This is a genomic window from Halomonas sp. TD01 (assembly GCF_923868895.1).
GTDB lineage: Bacteria > Pseudomonadota > Gammaproteobacteria > Pseudomonadales > Halomonadaceae > Vreelandella.
Map to the genome: position 1 here is coordinate 3,412,860 of NZ_OV350343.1, position 20,342 is coordinate 3,433,201.

The 20,342-nt window shown below is 46.6% G+C and carries 28 protein-coding genes; 14 read left to right on the forward strand and 14 right to left on the reverse strand.

Features of this window, described 5'->3' with window-relative positions; all coding sequences use genetic code 11:
- Positions 1-382: 382 nt before the first annotated feature.
- Positions 383-820, reverse strand: a complete 438-nt coding sequence (locus tag L1X57_RS15420; protein ID WP_009724372.1) for a LysR substrate-binding domain-containing protein — start codon at positions 818-820, stop codon at positions 383-385.
- A 431-nt stretch (positions 821-1,251) separates the two neighbouring features.
- Between L1X57_RS15420 and L1X57_RS15425 the strand changes: the two genes are divergently transcribed.
- A complete protein-coding gene (locus tag L1X57_RS15425) occupies positions 1,252-2,139 on the forward strand; it encodes an FRG domain-containing protein (RefSeq protein WP_009724371.1) in 888 nt (295 codons plus the stop codon).
- On the opposite strand, the gene L1X57_RS15430 is transcribed toward L1X57_RS15425, so the two are convergent.
- The 6 genes from L1X57_RS15430 to L1X57_RS15455 all read right to left on the reverse strand — a co-directional run bounded on the left by L1X57_RS15430 (position 2,111) and on the right by L1X57_RS15455 (position 4,551).
- On the reverse strand, positions 2,111-2,458 hold the full coding sequence (locus L1X57_RS15430; RefSeq protein WP_009724370.1) for an abortive infection family protein: 348 nt from the start codon (positions 2,456-2,458) through the stop codon (positions 2,111-2,113). The genes L1X57_RS15425 and L1X57_RS15430 overlap by 29 nt on opposite strands.
- A gap of 138 nt (positions 2,459-2,596) precedes the next feature.
- On the reverse strand, positions 2,597-2,854 hold the full coding sequence (locus L1X57_RS15435; RefSeq protein ID WP_009724369.1) for a hypothetical protein: 258 nt from the start codon (positions 2,852-2,854) through the stop codon (positions 2,597-2,599).
- Between the two features lie 99 nt (positions 2,855-2,953).
- A complete protein-coding gene (locus tag L1X57_RS15440; protein ID WP_009724368.1) occupies positions 2,954-3,172 on the reverse strand; it encodes a hypothetical protein in 219 nt (72 codons plus the stop codon).
- Between the two features lie 169 nt (positions 3,173-3,341).
- On the reverse strand, positions 3,342-3,584 hold the full coding sequence (locus L1X57_RS15445; RefSeq protein WP_009724366.1) for a hypothetical protein: 243 nt from the start codon (positions 3,582-3,584) through the stop codon (positions 3,342-3,344).
- A gap of 327 nt (positions 3,585-3,911) precedes the next feature.
- Positions 3,912-4,223, reverse strand: coding sequence for an addiction module antidote protein (locus tag L1X57_RS15450; protein WP_009724365.1), 312 nt, complete (start codon positions 4,221-4,223; stop codon positions 3,912-3,914).
- Positions 4,210-4,551, reverse strand: coding sequence for a type II toxin-antitoxin system RelE/ParE family toxin (locus tag L1X57_RS15455; RefSeq protein WP_009724364.1), 342 nt, complete (start codon positions 4,549-4,551; stop codon positions 4,210-4,212). Before L1X57_RS15455 ends, L1X57_RS15450 begins: the two co-directional genes overlap by 14 nt.
- A 220-nt stretch (positions 4,552-4,771) precedes the next feature.
- Here L1X57_RS15455 and L1X57_RS15460 point away from each other — a divergent pair, with 220 nt between their 5' ends.
- The 6 genes from L1X57_RS15460 to L1X57_RS15485 all read left to right on the forward strand — a co-directional run bounded on the left by L1X57_RS15460 (position 4,772) and on the right by L1X57_RS15485 (position 8,656).
- Entirely contained in the window at positions 4,772-5,431 is a 660-nt protein-coding gene (locus tag L1X57_RS15460; protein ID WP_009724363.1) for a hypothetical protein, read from the forward strand.
- A gap of 57 nt (positions 5,432-5,488) precedes the next feature.
- Positions 5,489-6,082, forward strand: coding sequence for a 3'-5' exonuclease (locus L1X57_RS15465; protein WP_009724362.1), 594 nt, complete (start codon positions 5,489-5,491; stop codon positions 6,080-6,082).
- Positions 6,083-6,142: 60 nt separating this feature from the next.
- The gene (locus L1X57_RS15470) at positions 6,143-6,508 is read left to right on the forward strand and encodes a hypothetical protein (RefSeq protein WP_009724361.1); all 366 of its coding nucleotides are present in this window, start codon (positions 6,143-6,145) and stop codon (positions 6,506-6,508) included.
- Entirely contained in the window at positions 6,508-7,302 is a 795-nt protein-coding gene (locus L1X57_RS15475; RefSeq protein ID WP_009724360.1) for a DUF2303 family protein, read from the forward strand. The genes L1X57_RS15470 and L1X57_RS15475 overlap by 1 nt, the downstream gene beginning before the upstream one ends.
- A gap of 52 nt (positions 7,303-7,354) precedes the next feature.
- Positions 7,355-7,906 carry a single-stranded DNA-binding protein gene (gene ssb / locus L1X57_RS15480; RefSeq protein ID WP_009724359.1) on the forward strand — a complete coding sequence of 184 codons (552 nt, stop codon included), beginning with the start codon at positions 7,355-7,357 and terminating at the stop codon, positions 7,904-7,906.
- A gap of 249 nt (positions 7,907-8,155) precedes the next feature.
- The gene (locus tag L1X57_RS15485; protein ID WP_009724358.1) at positions 8,156-8,656 is read left to right on the forward strand and encodes a hypothetical protein; all 501 of its coding nucleotides are present in this window, start codon (positions 8,156-8,158) and stop codon (positions 8,654-8,656) included.
- Here L1X57_RS15485 and L1X57_RS15490 read toward each other — a convergent pair.
- Positions 8,631-8,927, reverse strand: coding sequence for a hypothetical protein (locus L1X57_RS15490; protein ID WP_143759774.1), 297 nt, complete (start codon positions 8,925-8,927; stop codon positions 8,631-8,633). The genes L1X57_RS15485 and L1X57_RS15490 overlap by 26 nt on opposite strands.
- 91 nt (positions 8,928-9,018) lie before the next feature.
- Here L1X57_RS15490 and L1X57_RS15495 point away from each other — a divergent pair, with 91 nt between their 5' ends.
- The 6 genes from L1X57_RS15495 to L1X57_RS15520 all read left to right on the forward strand — a co-directional run bounded on the left by L1X57_RS15495 (position 9,019) and on the right by L1X57_RS15520 (position 14,152).
- Positions 9,019-9,189 carry a hypothetical protein gene (locus L1X57_RS15495; RefSeq protein ID WP_009724357.1) on the forward strand — a complete coding sequence of 57 codons (171 nt, stop codon included), beginning with the start codon at positions 9,019-9,021 and terminating at the stop codon, positions 9,187-9,189.
- A gap of 658 nt (positions 9,190-9,847) precedes the next feature.
- Entirely contained in the window at positions 9,848-10,069 is a 222-nt protein-coding gene (locus L1X57_RS15500) for a DUF4224 domain-containing protein (protein WP_009724355.1), read from the forward strand.
- Positions 10,066-11,085 carry a tyrosine-type recombinase/integrase gene (locus tag L1X57_RS15505; protein ID WP_009724354.1) on the forward strand — a complete coding sequence of 340 codons (1,020 nt, stop codon included), beginning with the start codon at positions 10,066-10,068 and terminating at the stop codon, positions 11,083-11,085. The genes L1X57_RS15500 and L1X57_RS15505 overlap by 4 nt, the downstream gene beginning before the upstream one ends.
- A 246-nt stretch (positions 11,086-11,331) precedes the next feature.
- A complete protein-coding gene (locus L1X57_RS15510; protein ID WP_009724353.1) occupies positions 11,332-12,840 on the forward strand; it encodes a tyrosine-type recombinase/integrase in 1,509 nt (502 codons plus the stop codon).
- 153 nt (positions 12,841-12,993) lie between these two features.
- Positions 12,994-13,374, forward strand: coding sequence for a plasmid mobilization protein (locus L1X57_RS15515; protein WP_009724352.1), 381 nt, complete (start codon positions 12,994-12,996; stop codon positions 13,372-13,374).
- The gene (locus tag L1X57_RS15520; RefSeq protein ID WP_009724351.1) at positions 13,364-14,152 is read left to right on the forward strand and encodes a relaxase/mobilization nuclease domain-containing protein; all 789 of its coding nucleotides are present in this window, start codon (positions 13,364-13,366) and stop codon (positions 14,150-14,152) included. Before L1X57_RS15515 ends, L1X57_RS15520 begins: the two co-directional genes overlap by 11 nt.
- Positions 14,153-14,167: 15 nt before the next feature.
- Here L1X57_RS15520 and L1X57_RS15525 read toward each other — a convergent pair.
- A protein-coding gene (locus tag L1X57_RS15525) for an IS3 family transposase (RefSeq protein ID WP_143759676.1) occupies positions 14,168-15,321 on the reverse strand; the annotation gives its coding sequence in 2 pieces (ribosomal slippage) (positions 14,168-15,078 and positions 15,078-15,321; 1,155 coding nt in all).
- A 122-nt stretch (positions 15,322-15,443) separates the two neighbouring features.
- Here L1X57_RS15525 and L1X57_RS15530 point away from each other — a divergent pair.
- The gene (locus tag L1X57_RS15530; protein WP_143759773.1) at positions 15,444-15,887 is read left to right on the forward strand and encodes a hypothetical protein; all 444 of its coding nucleotides are present in this window, start codon (positions 15,444-15,446) and stop codon (positions 15,885-15,887) included.
- Between the two features lie 8 nt (positions 15,888-15,895).
- Here the strand turns inward: L1X57_RS15530 and L1X57_RS15535 are convergent, their stop codons facing one another.
- The 5 genes from L1X57_RS15535 to L1X57_RS15555 form a co-directional block, all read right to left on the reverse strand.
- Positions 15,896-16,075, reverse strand: a complete 180-nt coding sequence (locus tag L1X57_RS15535; RefSeq protein WP_009724349.1) for a hypothetical protein — start codon at positions 16,073-16,075, stop codon at positions 15,896-15,898.
- 8 nt (positions 16,076-16,083) lie between these two features.
- Positions 16,084-16,701: a hypothetical protein gene (locus L1X57_RS15540; RefSeq protein ID WP_009724348.1), complete on the reverse strand. Its 618-nt coding sequence runs from the start codon at positions 16,699-16,701 to the stop codon at positions 16,084-16,086.
- 628 nt (positions 16,702-17,329) lie between these two features.
- Positions 17,330-18,346: an IS30 family transposase gene (locus tag L1X57_RS15545; RefSeq protein ID WP_234667734.1), complete on the reverse strand. Its 1,017-nt coding sequence runs from the start codon at positions 18,344-18,346 to the stop codon at positions 17,330-17,332.
- Positions 18,347-18,382: 36 nt separating this feature from the next.
- Positions 18,383-19,069 carry a NotI family restriction endonuclease gene (locus L1X57_RS15550; protein WP_234667788.1) on the reverse strand — a complete coding sequence of 229 codons (687 nt, stop codon included), beginning with the start codon at positions 19,067-19,069 and terminating at the stop codon, positions 18,383-18,385.
- Positions 19,069-20,238 carry a DNA cytosine methyltransferase gene (locus tag L1X57_RS15555; RefSeq protein ID WP_143759772.1) on the reverse strand — a complete coding sequence of 390 codons (1,170 nt, stop codon included), beginning with the start codon at positions 20,236-20,238 and terminating at the stop codon, positions 19,069-19,071. Before L1X57_RS15555 ends, L1X57_RS15550 begins: the two co-directional genes overlap by 1 nt.
- Between the last annotated feature and the right edge of the window lie 104 nt (positions 20,239-20,342).

Sequence of the window (20,342 nt, forward strand, 5' to 3'; positions counted from 1 at the left end):
ATTCTCAGTAATTGCTAGCCAATTGCCAGCCCCATGAGATTAACATTTATGGTGTCTGAACAAAGCTGACTTAAGTCAAAAGCTTATTTAGTAAGCTAGGCCAGATAGCAACAAATACGAAGTTTAATCCCCCCCCTTTTCCGATTGAATCAATGCGGGAATGGCCGTTTGGATGTAGCTTGCCAAGCTGACAACTGCTTCCCATTAGCCCTTGAATGAATCGCCCCCTACTCAGTCAGTAATTGTGAACTTCTCTTTAGAGACGATTCCCATCAACTATTAACAGCAGAAAACAGCCAGAAGCAGTTGTTCGGATGCTCTTGATTTAACGCCACATTCAGTAGCTTGTCCGCTGCCATGTTTTGTTAAATTTCAATTAGGTTCAGAGCCATCGCCTGGCTTCCGTTATTACCGTTTCCATTCTTTTCTGACACCCCCTGTGGCGGCGGCTGCAAAGATATAGCGTCTCACTCACCGGATTGGGAAGTTGGCGAGCTTTAATATGCTCGGGCTTGTGAAATGCCTCAACCGCATGGGCCGGTAATACCGTAAAACCCAGCCCGATGCTGACAGGCTCCAGCATCAGCCCAATTTGGTTCGAGTATCCCTTCTTTGGAAATTGATGACTGTGCTGGAACTCAGGATAATTTTCACCAAGCAACAGGTTAGCGTGGTGACATCCATCAGTGTGGTCAATAAAACTGAGGGCCATCAAAGTCTCCCAATCAGGATCTTTAACGGTCTCAGGGGTCACCAATAACAGTGACTCTGCCGCGACAGACGTACAACTGACCTCGGCCAAGGTAGATTTTGACGTCATGAAGCCAATATCCACAGTGGATTCGGCGATGGCGGTTTCTACGTCGGAATTGGATGCAAGCGGTAATCGATTATGAGCTTTGGATACTTGCTCTGCAGTGCCAATAAGCGTGGATATAGATATAGCTTGAGTCCAACACTACCGGGAGACATCATACGAACCATCCCTTCGTAAGGCGAATCCTCTTGGACTGCTTGCTCTAGACTCAACAACGCTAGCAGAATGTTCTGTGCTTCAGTGTATAACCTATCGCCGGCATACGAGAGCGAGCATGTCGGACAGTTAGTGGAAGCCCAGAAGGTAATAACTAAAATTAATCAGATAGTTGTGCATGATGATATGTATTTATTATGCTTGTCTTTATAGTGGGGTGATTTTTTTAGATCATTAGGAAAGCTGGAAGGTAAACTTTGAATAGGCTGACATAAACTATGTGGGACAAATCAAATGACGATGTGTACCCTACCGTATCGAGCCTTCTTCAGCATTTTGTTTCTGATCAACGTTCTAGGCTTATTTATAGGGGACTTGGCTACCATCAGCATACACTTAGTCCGTCCATAGTTAGAGCCAAAATCTCTAGAAAACTAGAAGCTATCCATGGTGGAGACTCACAAACTTTCAAAGAGCTTACATACCTGCACTGGTTCGTAAATGCCTGTGATGATGCTGGGCTTCAAGTTGCTGGAGATAGTAGCGAGCTTAGGGGCTTCCTTAAGGAGCCAACAGGTCAATACAGCCAAGGCCGAAACGTTGATTTATTTAAATTCCCAAGTTTATGGCCTACAGATCAAGATTCGGTATTTCGTTTTCTGGCACAAGCCCAACATCACGGTGTACCTACGCGGCTTTTAGATTGGACTAGCTCTCCTTTGGTTGCTTGCTACTTCGCTGTCTCTCAGGCTTTAAACGAACGAGCCAAACAAGGCGACAAAGCAGACCTGTCAAACTGGATGGTGAGCATTGTTGAGCTTGACTGCAATGCAGCAGGTTCCTTTGAGGACACGTTCAGAATCAGAAAAGCTCCTGGCTCAACCAGTAAGAACCTTGCAGCCCAAAAGGGCATGTTCACGTTCATAAAAGGGTTTGAATTAGATAGCCTCGATATAAATAACCACGAATTATCCCGTACTTATCTTAAACGGCATCTTCTCCCTCTTTCAGAAGCAAAGGCATTGATGCAGCATCTTGAAAGATTGGGAGTAACAATTGCGACCCTTTTTCCTGGCTATGATGGTGCGGCGAAACACGCGACTGTAGCCATGATGCTTGACGATTTAGACCATGAGATCAGGGATGGGATCGAGCCTCAAGGGTAGCTATCAGGAAAGCTGCCATTGTCCCAGCGAGGTTAACAGCCAATTCAGCATGTCGAGGTTTCGGTTTGATCGGACGGGAGCCTTGGCCGTGGGCGTCTCCAACTTTGTTACGCAACTCTCCAAGACCAGTCACGATATTGGAACAACCACCAAGGATACGCTTGAAGGTTTCTTCCATGTGTTGTTCTGGCGACAGGTTAAGTGTAAAGGATGCTTTTCGGTACAAGGCGGGAAGATCATCGCTTTTACCCGTGTACTCCTGACCTTCAACTTGCTCAATGACGTGCTTGCAGACACTCTCAACCAAGGTTTTTGCCATGGTGATAGCGCCTTCAAAGTCTGAAGTTCTTCGATCCAAAGTTTTCTGCCACGCAGCATGAACATGGGTGGAATCGAACTTCTCCAGGGTTTCCCCGATAGCTGAATCTGAAGGTGACCCACACCTCTTCTAACTTGTCTAGAAGCGGCCTAAATTCACTCCAGATGTATTGTCTTCGCGGTTCGTACTGGTTGTTTTTTTGATAAAGGCCCAGAACTGACTCGGTGACCGACAGGTCTTCACCATCTGTGGTACAAGCTGCGCTATACCAGCATCGGACAATAGATTTGTTTGAATCGTGCCATAATCGAACTCAGAGATAGCACCGCCTGTTGCGCAGTCCACCATCATGTTCTGCATTGATTCAGCTTGTTCTAACAGAAACTGTCTATCCATACATTTTTTCCTTCAAACTTCTATGTTCATCTCACTAATTCTGAAGACCAAACAGTCTCTGCCTTAGGCAAGCAAAATAATAGTAGGTAGGAGTTAAGGCTAACCAGCCCCTGCTGCAAGACCTGTTAGTGCTGGGACGAACGGCGCAATAATCGTCATAATATCCGCGCTCTTACTGATGAACAGCCCCAGCTTCTCACTCAAATTCTTACTGTCATGCTGCGAAGCTTGCATATCACTGACAAGAGACAGCAGATCATCTAAACGTTGCAGGTCAGTGACGTTGGAACGAAGCTCACTCTTCAAGTCCTCAAACAATGATTCGCCAGCCTCTACAGTGACGTTTACGGAGTTGTCAGTAGAGTTCTGGTGAAGCGAGCATGCCCACCGTAGACGTTGTAAGTGATTTGCGCTGGTGCTTCCTGCCGTACAATATCCCGAACAACACTTTCGCCTCGTACGACCACCTTGCCCTCGCGAGTTACTTCTACCTGGAAGTGAGGGGGAATACCTGCCCCATACCTTGATAGAAGTTAGGCTCATCCACTACACAGCGTTCTGGCTTACTGAAGGGCATTTCCCTGATTAAGACATCACCTGGCTCTAGAGGATGCTCGGCTGCTAGATGGATTTTACGTCCTTTCTGGACAGAAGCTTTCACTGGCCCAAGAGTTTCGCCACTCGGTTTCTCAATCGATACTTTGTCACGGTACAGATTATCAAGTCCCATACTCACCTCTACCTAATTCTAGTGAGAGGCATCAAGTGTAAAGCATCGTTACATGCAGTACATCAATAATAAAGGGTCAAAGATTGCGGCTGAAAGGATGTGGTAAACACATGTGGTAAATAAGCAAAAAAGCATGTTCCATAAGCTATTAAAAAGCCAATAAAACATGCATTTAGATATGCAGTGACAGAGGGAAAGTCCGCCAACGGTATTTTAAATTCAATAACTTATTATGTGGTTTTATTTTTTACCCAACATCCCACCCAACATAAATACAGGCGCTTGTGTGCGCTTCGATGCGACACTATGCAAGGCTTTTTGGTGGTGTCAGCTTGCTGGCGCTTGATGGGTAAGATCGTGGAAGTTAACACCTGTGGCTTTAATCACCGCGGTCATAGTTCGAAGTGTTGGATTGCCTTTGGGGGATAAAGCCCGGTAAAGGCTTTCGCGTGATACTTTGGCACGCTCTGCTACCAGCGCCATTCCGCCTTGAGCTTCAACGACATGACGCAGCGCCATTAGGAAGGCTGACTCTCCCCCCTCTTCGTCCAGCTCATCAAACGCTGTTCGCAGGTAGTCCAGAGCCATACTGGGGTCAGTGCGCAGCATCTCAATAACTGCTTCATCATGACTTTTCATGACGTATTCTCCTTTTGTGGTCGGCCAAAAACGCTTTTGCCTGTTCGATGTCAGACTGCTGACGCTGTTTGGTACCACCTATTAACAACATTACCAAGCGCGCCCCTACCTTGGCGTAGTAAACGCGGTAGCCAGGGCCATAGGTAATGCGTAGCTCCCATACTCCATCACCTACTGTCTTGGTGTCGCCTGCATTACCCGCTGCCAGCCTGTTAAGGCGTGTTAGTACCCGCATAGCGGCTTGACGATCTTTAGCCTTAGTAGCATCCAGCCAAGCTTGAAAAGGGTCATAGCCATCAGCGGTAAGGTAGTGGGTAAGTTCAGTCATATGGCTATTGTAGCTTAAAAGCTACAAATTAAAAGAGATAGCGTGACTTTAAGCGATTGAAAAAAACTCAAGCGACAATGGCCTTTTTTACCAACGAATTCTTAGTAGCTGATTTTTCAATTTCGCGGGTATGAGAATTTCATTGGAGGGACGGTGTCCGTTCAAGTGAACTGTGGAGGGATTGGAATAGCCCCTACCCTCTCAAGTTACCGGTGCAATAGTGGGAAATGAGCGCGCCGAGCGGGCGAAACAAGCTCGTATCGCCAAGCTGCGCGAACGTATTAACGTGGAAATCTGGAGCTTTCTGGATACCGCTGTAGGGCTCGATTCAAGCGGCCTTGCAGACCTTCACGATGCCGTCGTGGCCATCGACGTAGACGGCTACTTTGATGTGACTGCGGAAGCCGAAGACGCCAAAGCCGAAGTGCTAAAGCGCATCAGCGAACAACACGGACAAACGTTGGAACGTGAACGGCTTGCGGCAGAGCAAGCCCAGGTGGAAGCAGATCGTAAGCGCCTGCGTGAAGAAGAAGAGAAGCGCGCAGCTGATCAACGTGAGCTTGAAGAATTGCGCCGTGAGAAAGCTGAACGCGAAGCGGCAGAGAAGCGTAAGGCTCAACCAGAGCCAGAGCCAGCGCCTGAACCTGAGCCAATGCCCGCCGCTGCTGAGCATAAGCCGCTGAACACTAGCCGCTTGAGTGCCGCCGCTGACTCCTTCACCAAGGCCACGGTACCGGCTCCAAAACCTGAAACAGTCACCATCAGCCGCGGCGAGTATGACCAGCTGCTAGCCGACCAAGCCAAGCTACACGCCTTGGAAGCCATGGGCGTCGATAACTGGTCTGGCTATTCCGCTGCGATGGATCAACTAGCCGCCTAACCGATTAATACTTCCCACCATCAGGGGCCGCAAGGCCCCTTTTCTTTGGAGCCTACTATGAACCCTGTTCTTTTCTTCGACACTGAAACCACTGGTCTTCCTGACTGGAAATCTCCCAGCGAAAGCGAACACCAACCGCACCTGGTGCAACTAGCCGCCATTCTGGCTGACACCGATGCACGTAAGGAAATCGCCACACTAGATTTGATCATTGCTCCTGACGGCTGGGAAATTCCTACCGAGGTATCTGATATTCACGGCATCACACATGAGCATGCTGCCGCTGTCGGTGTAGATGAATCACTAGCCCTCAACCTCTTCTTTCAGCTTTGGGGCCGGTACCCACGGGTCGCTCACAACCGCACCTTTGATCAGCGCATTATCCGCATCGCCGCCAAACGCTATATGAGCGAAGGCGACGCAGAGGCGTGGGCCGATAAAGAAGAGTTTGCCGACACTATGCTTCTGGCCAAACCCATTATGCAGATGCCACCCAAAGGCCGGTATGGCTACAAGTCACCAAAGCTATCTGAAGCCTACGAGTTCTTCACCGGTAAGCAGTTGGAAAATGCGCACAGCGCTATGGCCGATACCCGCGCCTGCATGGAGGTTTACTGGCACCTGCTCGATCACGAAGCGAAAGCCGCTTAACTCATTCCCCACCCTTGGGCCTCTGGCCCTACTCACCACACCTCAATGAGGTAACTCGCAATGTCTCATCCCACCGATGTGACCAGGTTCCTTGAAGACCTGGACGGCGGCGTATTGGCTGAACGCCTGGGTAAAGTCCTTAGCCATGCAGCAGCAGCCGCAACGGACAACCCAAAGAAGAAAGGCAAGGTTTCGATAGATCTCACTATCGAGAATATCGGATCCGGCGCCCGGGTCGGCGTTACTCATAAGCTGGCCTTCAAGATCCCGACCGAGCACGGCACGCAGTCGGAAGAACACACCACCGAAACGGTCATGTGTGTGAACACGGGCGGCGAAATGACGCTGGAGCCCAAGAACCAGTTCGACATGCTTGGCCACCCGCATCGTAAAGGCACCATTCAACAACAAGGAGAACAGCACTAATGTCATTGACCAAAGAAGCCCTGCAGCACATTGAAGCCAGCCACAAAACTGGCACCGAAGCCGCCGAAGGTCACGCGTTGATCGTCGGTGATAATTTCAAACTGGTGGATATGGAGAAGTACCAAGACCAGCGCCGCCGCTTTCGTGGGCAATTCAGAACCAAAGGGCTGAAAGATTTTATTTCCTACGTGGCGGGCCGCAAGAGCGAAGCGCCCGTATTCATCGACCGCGACGCTATGGCGGCATGCTCATATCTGGATATCGGCATTCCAGAGCGCCCTGGCCACTGCGATCATTCCGCCACCCTGAACCTACCCAAAACGCCAGAGTTCACAGCTTACCTGCACGCCGACGGCAGCACCTTCGATCAGGAGGAAATGGTCGAGCTGGTAGAAGATTGGGGCCATCTATTGGAGTTTGAAAACAGCAAAGGCGAACCTCTGGAGCGTACCAAGGTAATTCACGCTTTCCGGAAAGTCAGCCTAGAAGATCTCACCAACATTGAGAGCGAAAAGCAAGAGCATTCCAGCCGAGTTGGCGTCATGAACAGCGTCACCGTAAAGAACGCCGAACGCTTGCCTGCCGTTATCTACTGGAAGCTAACACCCTACGAGGGCTTAACAGAGCGCACACTGGCGATGCGCGTTTCCAGCAAGACCAAAGGCGGGCCATCGTTTGGGTTGCGCGCTATCGCGCTGGATGCCGCCAAAGAAGAGATCGCCGCCGAGTTCGCTGCACTAGTCACTGACGGCCTGCCGGAAAGCGAGTGCCTACTGGGTACCTTTCAGCCTTAACGGAAGCACCCAACCACACAGGGCCTTCGGGCCCTTTTCATTTGGAGGTCACATGGCCCGAGGCATTAACAAAGTCATATTGATTGGCAACCTGGGCCAAGACCCAGAAGTACGCTTCACTAAAGGCAGCACCGCCGTCGCCAATCTCAACATTGCCACCAGTGACAGCTGGATGGATCGCAATAGCGGCCAACGCCAAGAGCGAACCGAGTGGCATCGCGTCATCTTGTTCAAGAAAACGGCAGAAATTGCCCAGCAGTATTTGAAAAAAGGCTCAAAGGTCTATATCGAAGGCCGACTGCAGACACGCAAATGGCAAGACCAAAGCGGGCAAGATCGCTACACCACGGAAGTCGTCGCTAACGATATGCAAATGCTGGATGGCGTCGGGCAGCAGCAAGCGCCACAACAAAGCGGGTACCAGCAACCGCCTCAGAATCAGCAGCGCAGTGGCTATCAACAGCCGCCGCCGAATAACTCAGGCTATGGCGCTCCACTGCAGTCCCAGGGCCAACACCCACCGCAACATAACCAGCAACAGGCATACGGCGCTCCCAACTCTGCGCAGTACGACGACTTTGACGACGAAATACCTTTTAACTGACGCCTTATCGGGGCGCTCAAATACCGAATACACACATCGCGCCTAACCGCTTGCACATCGGTTCGGGAGGCGCGTGGTTTATTTGTACCAATAAGCCAGTGCAGCGGAGATATGCCGCCCCTCCTTAGCTCTAACCTGCAACTGCTGGCATGGGGTCAGCCTGCGCGGGCCGAGCTGACTGTTAATCAGTAGGCATAGGCAAAGCCGTAAGCCCCACGATACGGGGCCTTTCAAATTTAGGAGGCATCTATGAATGAGCGACTGAAAGAGTTAGCAGAACGGCTGACAGAGCCAGGCAGCAAATGCCAGCACCTCAGCATGTCTGAGGTGCACGAACTTAGCGAGGCAGTGCTAGAGCTGCTTGAGAATCCCGCCATCATTGACACCAAGCAAGTGTTTGCCGTCATCCAAAACGCCGATGGTACAGAAGGACGTGGGCCAAATTATGTGATGGCGGTATGCGAAGCTGAATCAACAGCTCGCCGCTTGGGTAAAGGCAAAGACGTTCAAGGCTCTGATTGCGGCATTGTGCCGACAGTAGCTATTCGGATCGGCAACCAAGCCTATGCCACCCCCTGCTCTTGGCTGGCACCGTGCCGGATTTATGAACCTAACGCCGAAGACAGAGCGGCAGAAAGGGAGCTACAGCATCAGCGGGCTGCGGAAAAGAAAAAGCATGACGCACTGGGGCGCGCTAAGGCGGCGGGCCTGAGTGATGAGGACATTAAGGCGTTGAGTAGTAATGATTAACTTCTGAAGCTGCTTTAGGGATGGAGCCGAGCATCGCACCCAAACTGGCCCAACCGACGTTTGCTGATACTTCACAAAATGTAGCAATTGTGATGCCGAAATTTTTAAGCATGACGGTACCCTCCTCATCGGGATGTTTGCCCGAACCAGTGTTGCTTAGTAGCCAATTTTTAACCAAGTGGAGCAAGAAGCAGATAAAAATCAGCAAGAGGAAAGGCCAAGGACAAGTGGAGATAAGACCCACCCACATCCCTAAAGCAGCTAAACCCATATTACCACAATATTTCGCAAATATCAATACACGCCCCAAATGTCAATAACTTTTTTTCATATTCAAGACAAATATTAATCGAGATAAGTGTATGAAACTTCGAAATATTAAGCATTTTCACCTATTCTGCGGCCTCGGTGGCGGCGCTCTGTGCTTCAACCGAGGCTATGCCCGTGCTGGCAACATCGAAGCCAAATTCCAATGTCTGAGCGGTATCGTCGCTTTACCTAAAATCAAAGCAACTTGGTCGATGGTGGCCTAGGAGAGACATGACCTATTACCCAAAGCCCACGCAGAGTGCATCTCCTGCCGACATGTTATCGCCGACTGTGGCAACCTAACCTTTTCCACCATGCCCATACTGAGCAAAAGCAAACACCTCATTATCGTCAGCTGCACGGAGTACCTAGATGCTCGATCTGCTCCCGAACGCCAAGCGGATAGTCGTGATAGTCTGCAAACGGCGGTCTATCCCTAACACACCGCAATGGCGATTATCAACGCACCTGTTTAAGCATTACACTCTAGCCTTAGACCGCACTATTGTATAAACAGAGTCCCCGCATGAGTAAGTGACTCCATTGGGAGACGATGTACGGCTAACGGGTAAAAGGTCGTGATGGGCCTTAGCGTTCTTATTCAAAAAGGAGTTAACTATCTCATCACCAGTTAATTGTGCATAACTAGCCGTTAGACAGCGCATCATTTCATCAAGCTTTCTTACACCTACAGTTCCAGCTTTTATGGTTCTAGCAAATACTCTTTGAGTCCCATCGTAGGTTTCGATGTCATAGTCGATAAGCATCTACATACTTCTCCATAGACTTTAAAAAACATTATCAATATTACCGCCTGCTGGCGGTTTTTTTGTGCCCGCAGGCCCTGCTTGGGCCTCGCTGTCCACCAAGGGAGACGCCATCATGGACCTGTTATTAACGCTAGGTGAGATAGAGACACTAACTGGCCGCAAGCGAACCAAGGAGCAATGCGCCTCGCTTGATGCCATGGGGGTGCGCTGGAAGGTTAATGCCAGTGGCGCACTTATTGTAGGCCGTCGGCATGTTGAGCAAGTGCTTTGCGGCGAAGATCTCAGTCAGGCGCCAGAAACCAAACGACCTAATTTTGAGGCCTTACACGCATGACGCAGGAAAACCCAGGCATCCCCAGGGTGTATTGGAAAAGTGGCGCATGGCGCTATAAATGCAACGCCCGCCAGAAAGCACTGGTGGGCAAAAGCTGGATACGACTAGGAGAAACTGCCAAGGAAGCTCAAGCCGCGTACGAACAGTGGCAAGAGCGGCTATTCCCCAAGGCAGGCATGGGCCGCATATTCGAACGCTATGAAGCTGAGATCATCCCCGCTAAACCAGCAGAGGCAACACGGCGTTCCAACCTGCAGGAGCTTAAAAAGCTGCGCGCCGTGTTTGCCGATTGTGAGCCAGGCGATATAACGGTTCACGACATTTATCGCTATATGGACGCCCGCGGCGTTCAGTCTAAAACGCAGGCCAACCATGAGCTGGCATTGCTCAAGCACATATTTAGGTACGCCCAGCGCTGGGGAATTGTCGAACACAACCCCGCCGATCCAGTAACCAAGTTTAAACTAAAGCCACGTGACCGCTATATCACCCACGCAGAGTTTAGCCGCTTCCTGAAATTCACTTCCCCGTGGGTACGCCGGTACGCCCTACTGAAATACAAAACCGGCTTACGCCAACGCGATCTTCTCACTCTTCGTCTGGATCAGCTTACACCGGACGGCATCGTTTTACGCAGCAGTAAGGCAGGTAAGCAGGCGCTGATACCGTGGGACGATGAGCTGAGGCGATTAGTGCAGGAGATAAAGGCCGACAATCTAGGCCGTGGCAAGCAAGGCCCCACGCTGTTCTGCAAGCGGGACGGTATGCCCTACAACAAGGATAAGTTTCACAGTCGCTGGCAATACGGAATGCGGAAGGCGATGCATGAAGGTCACGTCGAGCGATTTACCGAGCATGACATCCGCGCCAAGCACGCGACCGATGCGGATGACCAAGGCTATGACGCAATGACCAACTTACAGCACAGCGACCGTCGAACGACTGAGGTCTATCTGCGCGCAAAGCGGGTGCTGACAGTAAATACGTTAGGAGCGGAAGAGTTCTTAGAAGACTAGACATTCGTCTATTGTGCACTGGTCTAGCGAAAGCAGTATAACGGTAGGTGTTCCCCTCGTTATATTTTCGCCCTTTTTTGATGCCTAGAAACAAAAAAAGGAACCAGCTAAGTAGCTGATTCCCTTAATGTTTTGGCGGAGGGACAGGGACTATCCGATTCTTCATTTAAACCGTTGAAATACTTGATATACGTTGATTTTCTGCTAATTTGGGACAAATTACTGGGACAAATTAGCAGGAATCATATGGCAGACAATCTCATACTGAAAGGCTCAACCTGGCACGTTCGCCTTGAACTGCCTACCGATGTACGACATGCATTCGGAAACCGTCGGAAGCTAACGAAATCCTTGAAGACTGGAAACAAAGCAGAAGCACACCTCCGCAAGCTTACAATCTTGTCTGAATGGAAGTCTCGCATAAGGATGGCAAGACAAGGTGTTGAACAGGATGATTTTGAGAATGAGCTGCATTCATATCACTCGGGTGGGATGGGGCTCAAAAAAATATATAAAGACATCCTTATGAACCACATTTATGGCCATTCTGATTTTACAAAAAAAATTGTCAGAAATAACAATCAGTTAAATAAAAAGCATATAGCTTATATCTTCGAAAATGATGAAGATGGACTAAAAAAATGGAATGACAAGCTAGACGATATAGAGAATCGCTTTCCTGAAGATAGTCGAGCAAGTGCTGAGCTTGTCCTTGAATATCAGCAGATTAGCCAAGATATTCGCAACCTTATAGAATACTGGGGCTTGAAAGATAAAGGTTTCAGTGAAACACAGGCCAACGAGTTGATTAAAATGATAAATAATCCAGAAGATTTTAAACCAAAATCACCTTTTACCTCTCAACGACTTGAAGCTTTCCAAAAGCATCAAGTCGAAATCAAGGAGCTAGCTCCGAAAACCGTTGATACTTTCATCTCTAAGTTGAAAGTGCTTAAAAATTATCTCGAAAGCAATGGTCTTGAATTGTCGTTCGACAGCTACCAGCAGTTTCTAGATAGCTTGAATGTAAGCACAAAAACGAAGAAAAACCACATCCATGCAGGCTCAAGCTTCCACAAATGGGCTTCAAAATACGACAAAGACTATAAAAGCCGATATGACACAAGAGACAACCCGTTCTTGGGTCATGAAATGCCAAACGATAAGAAGAAAGGCAAGAAGAAGGAAGAGAAACGACTAGCCTTCAAAACTGAAGAAGTGAAAAAACTGTATGAGTTCGCTATATCCAAGCAAAAGCATCATGTGGCTTATGCTATCAAAATAGCGGGCTTAACGGGCTGTCGTATCGAAGAGGTATGTAGGCTCAAGAAAAGTCATATCGTCGCTGAAAACGGCATTCAGAGCTTATATGTCGAGGAAGGCAAGACAGATGCGAGCATTAGAAAAATTCCGATTCATTCAAGCTTGAAACCGCTTGTTGAACAGTTGGTGAAAAATGCCGATTCCGATGGCTATTTAATACACACATCGGGCGGGAATAAATATGGCATCCGCTCCGACTCAATAAGCAAGGCTTTTGGTCGTATCAAGAGAGAGCTCGGCTATGATGCTCGCTATGTATTTCACAGCATCCGCAAAACAGTTATAACTGCACTGCAACACAACGATGTTAAGCCTCTCGTTATCGCTTCTATTGTCGGGCACGAAACCGGGACTGTCACTTTCGATATATACAGCGAAGGAGCAAGTGCCAAACAGAAATTAGAGGCAATTAAAACTCTACCAGACATTTAAATCTAACTATATGTTATAATGTAGTTATTGAAGTTGGATTGAAGCCAGCATATCGTTCCGTCCCCTGCGGGGACTCCACTGCTGGTGAGGGGGCAAGCCCCCTTCAATCCCCCAAATCAACACCGGAATAAAAACAATAAAAGGAGATATAACATGGATGTTATTGAAGAAAACGAAAAGCAACTAAAGCGAACCATTGAAATGAAGGTTCGTGTAAATGATATTGAGTATAAAAAAATTAAGGAATTGGCTTACCTATACGGCAAGCCTATGGCTGACATTTTCAGGGAGTCAGCCTTATCTAGTTCCAAATCACATAAAGGTGGTCGCAAAACTCAACGAGCAGATCCTTCTTTAATAAGAGGTATAGCAAGAATAGGCAACAACTTAAACCAAATTGCTAAACAAGTTAATAGCACAGCCAAGGCTGGTGATGCTATTAACATATTAGAACTAATCGATGTGCTTCACAATATCAGAGCAGAGACAGGAGAACTGAAAGAAAAGCATAGGGAGGCACACAATGATAGTTAAGTTTAGAAAAGAAAAGCGAGGATTGCCTAAAAACCCACTTAGAGCCGCGAAAGGGGCAACAGGCTACCTGTTAGGCAACAAAGACCACAAAGGCCGTGAGAGAGGCTTTCAGCCCGTTCTATTAAATGGTTCGCCTGACGAATTCGAGCAGATTGTTGGGTATGGCAATCATGCAGGAAAATACACCAGTGGCGGACTGTATTTTGAAGAAAGTAGAAAGGACTTAATAGAGAGATTTGGCAGTGAAACAGAAGTCAACAAAAAGCTTCAAGAAGTGATGGATGGCTTTGAAGAAACTTTATTTCCGGGTTTAGATAAAGACCAATATTGTGGTGTATGGATTTTACACGAAGACAAAGAAAACATAGAACTTAACTTCCTGTTCGCCAAAGAAGAGCTTAGGAGTGGAAAAGGATTAACCCCTTATTTTCATGGGGCTGATTTAAAACGTGTTAATGCTTGGAAAGATATTGTCAACTTCGAAAATGGATTTTCAGACCCCACTCTTCCAGATAAAAAAAGAAGCTTTACACCGGAGTTTTTTAGTGCCTATAAGCCAGTTGATGAAGCAAGCCCTGAGCATAATAGGAGGCATTTAAAACAAGCTTTGACTGAAAACCTTGTGCAGTGTGTAGAAGATGGGCTATGTAAAAACAGGAATGATGTTATAGAGCTTCTAAACAAGGCAGAATACAAAGTCTCAAGAACCACTAAAAAGTCTATTTCTGTAATCAACCCTGAAACACACAAGCCCGTAAGGCTTACAGGTTCGATATGAATCGCCCCGGATATTTTAGACACCCGTTAGGCTCTTAAAGTAACGCCTTTCATAATCAACCGGTGACAAGTTATCACTTGTGCCGTGTCGGCGCTTTGGGTTGTAAAACATTTCAATGTAATTGAACACGTCACGTCTAGCCGCTTCGCGTGTTGAATAAATCTGTCGCTTGATTCGCTCCCGCTTGAGAAGTTGAAAGAAGCTTTCAGCAACGGCGTTGTCATGACAGTTACCACGTCGGCTCATACTGCCTACCAAGCAATTCGCTTTCAGAAAGCTTTGCCAGTCTCCACTGCTAAACTGGCTCCCTTGATCCGAATGCACCATCACCGTTCCTTGTGGCTTGCGTCGCCAGACTGCTGATAACAAAGCATCCAGTGCCAACTCCGTAGTCATGCGAGACTTCATCGACCAGCCAATCACTTGACGGGAAAACAGGTCGATAACTACCGATAGGTAAAGCCAGCCTTCGTAAGTGCGGATGTACGTGATGTCCGTCACCCAAGCAATATTTGGCGCTGTTACTTCAAACTGACGGTCTAAATGGTTAGGGGATACGGCAGTCGGTTTCCCATCGCCATAGCCGCCAGGGCGTCGTCGATAGCCCGTCTGAGAGCGTAAACCTTCCCTATTCATAAGACGCGCCACACGGTGCTTCCCACAAGCTTCGCCAGCTTCACGCAAGTCCTGGTAGACCTTGCGATAGCCATATACACCGCCGCTTTCAAGCCAGGAGTGCTTGATCAATCCCAGCAAGCGCTCATCTTCCCGCGCTCGATTAGAGAGCGCTTTTTTACACCATGCGTAGTAACCGCTGGGGTGCACTGCCATCATCTGACACAAGCGACGTACCGAATATTGGCTCGAATAATTTTGAATAAACGCGTACCTCAGTCGGACTCCCTGGCGAAGTACGCGGTGGCCTTTTTTAATATGTCTCGCTCTTCTAATACGCGTTTGAGTTCGGCCTTCAAACGACGGTTTTCAGCTTGGAGATCATCATCCTCTTGCCGTTGTTCTACCGGCTTATCGTATCGCTTAATCCAGTTGTACAGGCTGTGACCTGACACGCCTAGCCGCTCAGCGACCTCGGCCACGCGATGGCCGCGCTCTACCACTTGTTTGACGGCTTCGATTTTGAATTCTTCAGTGTAGCGGGGATGGCTCATGGTTCCTCCTAGATACCTTTAGTATAGGGCCTGGAGGTGTCTATGAAACCTGGGGCGATTCAATATTTGAAGAAGGAACAGATTACAAACACTTTTCAAGCGAAGATTACAGAAACGAGCTTATGAAGCGATATGAAGAAGAACGGGTTCAAAAAATAAACAAGAAAAAAGAAACATACAAAGAGCACATGAAATATAAAAAAGAAAAGTTGATGGATAAATACAATAAGGAGAATTGCAATGGAACAGCACATCAAAGAAATGATTTCAAACTTTATGACGAATCAAGAAGCGAGAATGACAAAGCTAGAACAAGAGAACAAACTTCTGAAAGACGAGATATTGAGAGAGAGGAAACATTCAGAGCAACTAGCAATAGCCTACGAGAACAAGCTGAGCGACGTCAGGATAGCAGTATCAAAAGATTTAAACGAAATGTCGATCAGTTTAGAAGCACATCTAACCCACTCGGGCGAATTATTGAGCGAGTTAGAGAGATTAACAACTCGCTTAAAATAAAAAACAAAAAGAAAAGCCCAAAAAACGACCAAGGCTATTCAATGTGAAAGGGGCATTATTCGCCCCCTATATTAAGCATTTCTTCTTTCAATAACTCATTCTTGCTTTCAAAAATGGCTTGCTTTTTGTAATACACGAAGCCATCCCCTTCCACCTTTAACACAATACCGCCTTCAACAACCCTGGCGGTATCGCTTGGTTTTTCACTGAACAAATCACAGAGCATATTTTCCATATCGTCCCCTATGCTGCTTTGTTTTTCTCAGGTGGATTTAAGTATTCATCATCAACTTCAAAAGGATTTATTCTGAAATTATCAAACCCACCAAGATGGTTTAGGTCATATATAACTTTACTGTGAATATGCACATCCTTCTTCCACAGAATTCGAGGTGATATAAATATTTTCTCAAATGCACTTCCAGACTTTGTAAAATCGATAATATGGAGTTCTTTTAGCTTTTTGAATGACTTTGATACTGCTGTCGCATCAAGAGCCAATTCTTCAGCTATTGCCTTTTGTGTTTTTTTGACTCTATTCATATTAACAACATTATGTTTTGAAACCCTATCTGTTAAGTAATTATATATGGCATTATCGGTATTATTGATAAGGCGAGTTTTTAAGAACAACACCTCTTTCTCTATACTTTTTTGCTCATTTAAATTATTTGATAATTTCTTCTTTTCTTTTAAATTAAGTATTTTTTTTCTTATTCTTGTTTCGTATTTTTGTAGCCCCATACTGAATCCTCCTTTGTTTTGTCCATAAAGGAAAAAGCCACTATAAAACCCACCTAGCTTGCTTTCCCCATTAACTTCATTATTGTCTTTTTCTTCTTTTATGTTATAATCATCCATGCAAGGTTTTCCTTATTAAAATGTAGTAAGTTCAAAGCACTCCCACCAAGAGTGCTTTTTTATTATATCACAAAAAACAAAACTTGTAAGGTTTACAAGTAATATTGTAAACCTTACAAGTCATGAAACCCATATTTCTTGCTAAACTACTTGAAGAATGGCTTTTTTTTAAAACGACCTATTTATATAGTCTTCTATGAACCATTTTTTTATTGAAAACCACACCCAGCCTGCTCTCGCAGGCATTTCTTTGTTTTCTACCCTACCGCCCTTACGGGCTCTCATTCGCTTCGCTCACTCACAGCTATTGAGAAAGGGAGTATCAGCTTCTTTAATAAGTGAAAAATGAATAAGGTGACTCACATGCCAAGCACTCGTCGCACAGCTTCGTCTAACTCTTCCCCTGAGGGAAGGCTTGCTCCTGTAATAAACCGCTCAGAAAACTCGCTAAGCTCAAAACGAATGTTTCTATTTAGCAATATCTCCCTTTGCTGACCATGAGGCACAGGATCAGATAAAGAATAAGTATGCACAGTCATAACTTCGGGTGATTTATAATTCACTAAGGGTATATCTTCCCCAATGATATCTTCAAACTTGGCGGATGCAGACTCTGAGTGCAACACACTCATTGGATGGTTGATGGGCTTTCATGGTACTTGGCCATCAGCTCGCTCATCACTTCTATCGGACATTTAAATCCAAAGCGTTTTCGAGGTCGCATATTCAGCTCAAAGGCAATGGCGTCCAGCTCTTCCTGGCTATGTACTGAAAGGTCCGTTCCTTTCGGTAAATATTGACGGATAAGGCCATTGATATTCTCATTGGCCCCACGTTGCCAGGGGCTATGGGGATCGCAAAAGTAAATCGCAACGCCGGTTTCTTGAGTGATTTTTGCATGTTGTGCCATTTCACGCCCCTGATCATAGGTCATGCTTTTTCGAGCGGTGGTCGGCATTCGATTCAGAGCAGCACTAAAGCCTGCTACGGCGGAGGTGGCGGTGGCGTCGTCCATTTTTGCGAGGATCAGATAGCCACTACTAAGCTCTACCAAGGTGCCTACCGCGGACGCGTTATTCTTACCTTTGATCAGATCGCCTTCCCAGTGGCCGGGCATTTCACGCTTACTGACCTCGGGCGGACGTAAGTGAATGCTGACCATGTCAGGGATCTGGCCACGTCGATCCACTTCGCCACGGCGAGGCTTGCGTGTGGTTTTACCTTGTCGCAAGCAGTGAATCAGTTCCTTGCGAAGGTGGCCAACAGGCAAGGCATAAATGGCCGTGTAGATGGTCTCTCGGCAGACGTAGGCATCGCGCAAATCAGGTAGTTTCATCGTCTTGAGCTTGCCGCTAATTTGTTCGGGAGACAAGCGTCGCCGCAACATATGCACGATGAGATCAAACCGCTCGGTGCCTGGCAAAAGCTTACGCGCAGGACGACAGACCTCTCGACGCTTTTCTCGCTGACGTTGGGCGTACCGGGCGCAGTAACCGTTCTGGGCCATTTGGTTACGGCGTATTTCACGAGAGATGGTTGAAGGAGCTCGCCCCAGGAGCTGGGCAATATGCCGAAGGCTCATCCCTTGGGCTTGACCCACTTGGATGCTGGCACGTTCTTCAATACTGAGTTCGAGGTAAGACATGGGACAACACCTTAGCGAAATGCTCAGGTGTTGCACTCAGTTTCTGCGGCCAAGCTTTTTATAAACAATATCAGGCACAATAAAGTATAGTCCTGAAGGCACTAGCTTGGAATTAGAGTATACAACCCCTTTTCGAATAAGCTGGGGAATTAGTCGCTTATGCACGTTTGCCCAGTTTAGTCCGTGCTCTGAGCGAGGTATGTCACCACTAAAGGAGGTATTCAGATTTTTATAGGTATGCCAGGAATCTCTATAGTTTCCTGTAATGTCGATGCTTTGAACTTCCACACCAACATATTGCTGTAATTTACCATTTTTTACTTTTGCCAGGACCCAATCCATTGATAGTTTCCTAGCTAGTTTTACTTCTTTTCCTGACGACATTCCTAATGCAACAATGTATTCTTTTCCGTCACTTCTCTTAGGTATATATTCGTTGAAAGTTATAAAATCAAAATCATGGCCAAAAGCATCTACAGCTATTCTTTTAAGTGAAGAGTAGTTATTTTCATACAAGCGATTTGGGCAAATTATACAGTCACCATATGGAGAAGTTACACTACAGGTTCCATAAACAATGCTCTTGTCATGATTTGCTTTTGTGCATTTTGATTGTGTAAAAGGGCAAGCTTCCAAGTTCCAAAGGGACCTTGCTTCCGTACTTAAATCATCCGGGGCATAGCCGAATATTTCTATAAGATCTTTATTTGGCCTGTTTACCACTATATGCTCTCCTGAATCATTTTTCTAATCTCTTCCCCAATAGCCCTAGCCATTAGCGGAGGAACAGCATTTCCTACCTGTTCATATTGCTCTTGTAAACTTCCTAGAAAACTGTAGTCATCAGGAAAAGACTGGATACGTGCAGCCTCTCTAACAGAAATAACTCGATCTTGAATTGGGTGGAAAAAACTTCCCCAATGTGGGTCGCATTTAGTTAGTATCGTTGAACAAAGCGAGTCAGGTGAGAGCCTGCCATATCTCTTGGTATGGTCACTACGTCGAGCTCTCTGTAAGCCTTTTGGCAACATATCGAACGGAATATCTCGCCAACTCCCTCCTTGAGGAATGTGCTTCAAACGTTCTAAATTGACTGGACCGAGGCCATTACAACTATGGTTAGTTACTTTATCTGAGTTTTTCCTCAAGTATTTCTGATACTCACCCTGAGGGGGTGCTTCATAATTCATTAAAGTATTAACTGATCCGCTTTCTATGGGTGGTAAATCAGAAAGAGCATCCCAAACGGTTGTTTGTTTTTTTAACTCAGAAGCAAACAAGGGGAGTAGCTTTAAGCAAAGTTCTTTTGCCCCAGCAAAATTAGCTCTTGCTGTTGAATTGTATTGAGGCTGTGGGAAATATATTTCTTTTTCCCTGCCTTTAACCGCGATAATTATAGTTCTGAACCGTAGTTGGGGCACTCCATAATGACCTGCATACAGAATACGATGCTCTACTCTATAGCCCCTACTTTCTAATTCTTTATATATTTGCTTAACAACTGTTCCTTTTCCAAGTGATACAATACCAGGAACATTTTCAATAAGGATTGCCTTAGGCATTAACTCAAATGCTATCCGTAAAAAGTCTTTGAATAAATGATTTCGCTCATCATCCAAATCTCTTATAGGAGCATTTACAGAGAAACCCTGGCAAGGAGGACCGCCTGCCACAAGGTCTAACTCATTTTCTTCTAGGTTAAGCTTTCCCTTGAGATCTACAGCACACAATTGGCGGATATCGCCTATCACCATCTCAGCATTAGGGTGGTTGTGTTTAAATGTCTCTGCATGGCTTGCTTTCAGCTCATTGGCTAGGATGGTATCGAAGCCGGCCATTTTCAAGCCACAAGAAAGACCGCCAGCACCACAAAATAAATCAATACTTTTCATCCTAAGAGCTACCATGGTTATGGTTAACTTTCACACCTCTTAGATTGATAAGCGAATACTATCAATCAAGATATTTCAATAGCTTTTATCGAATAATAATGATA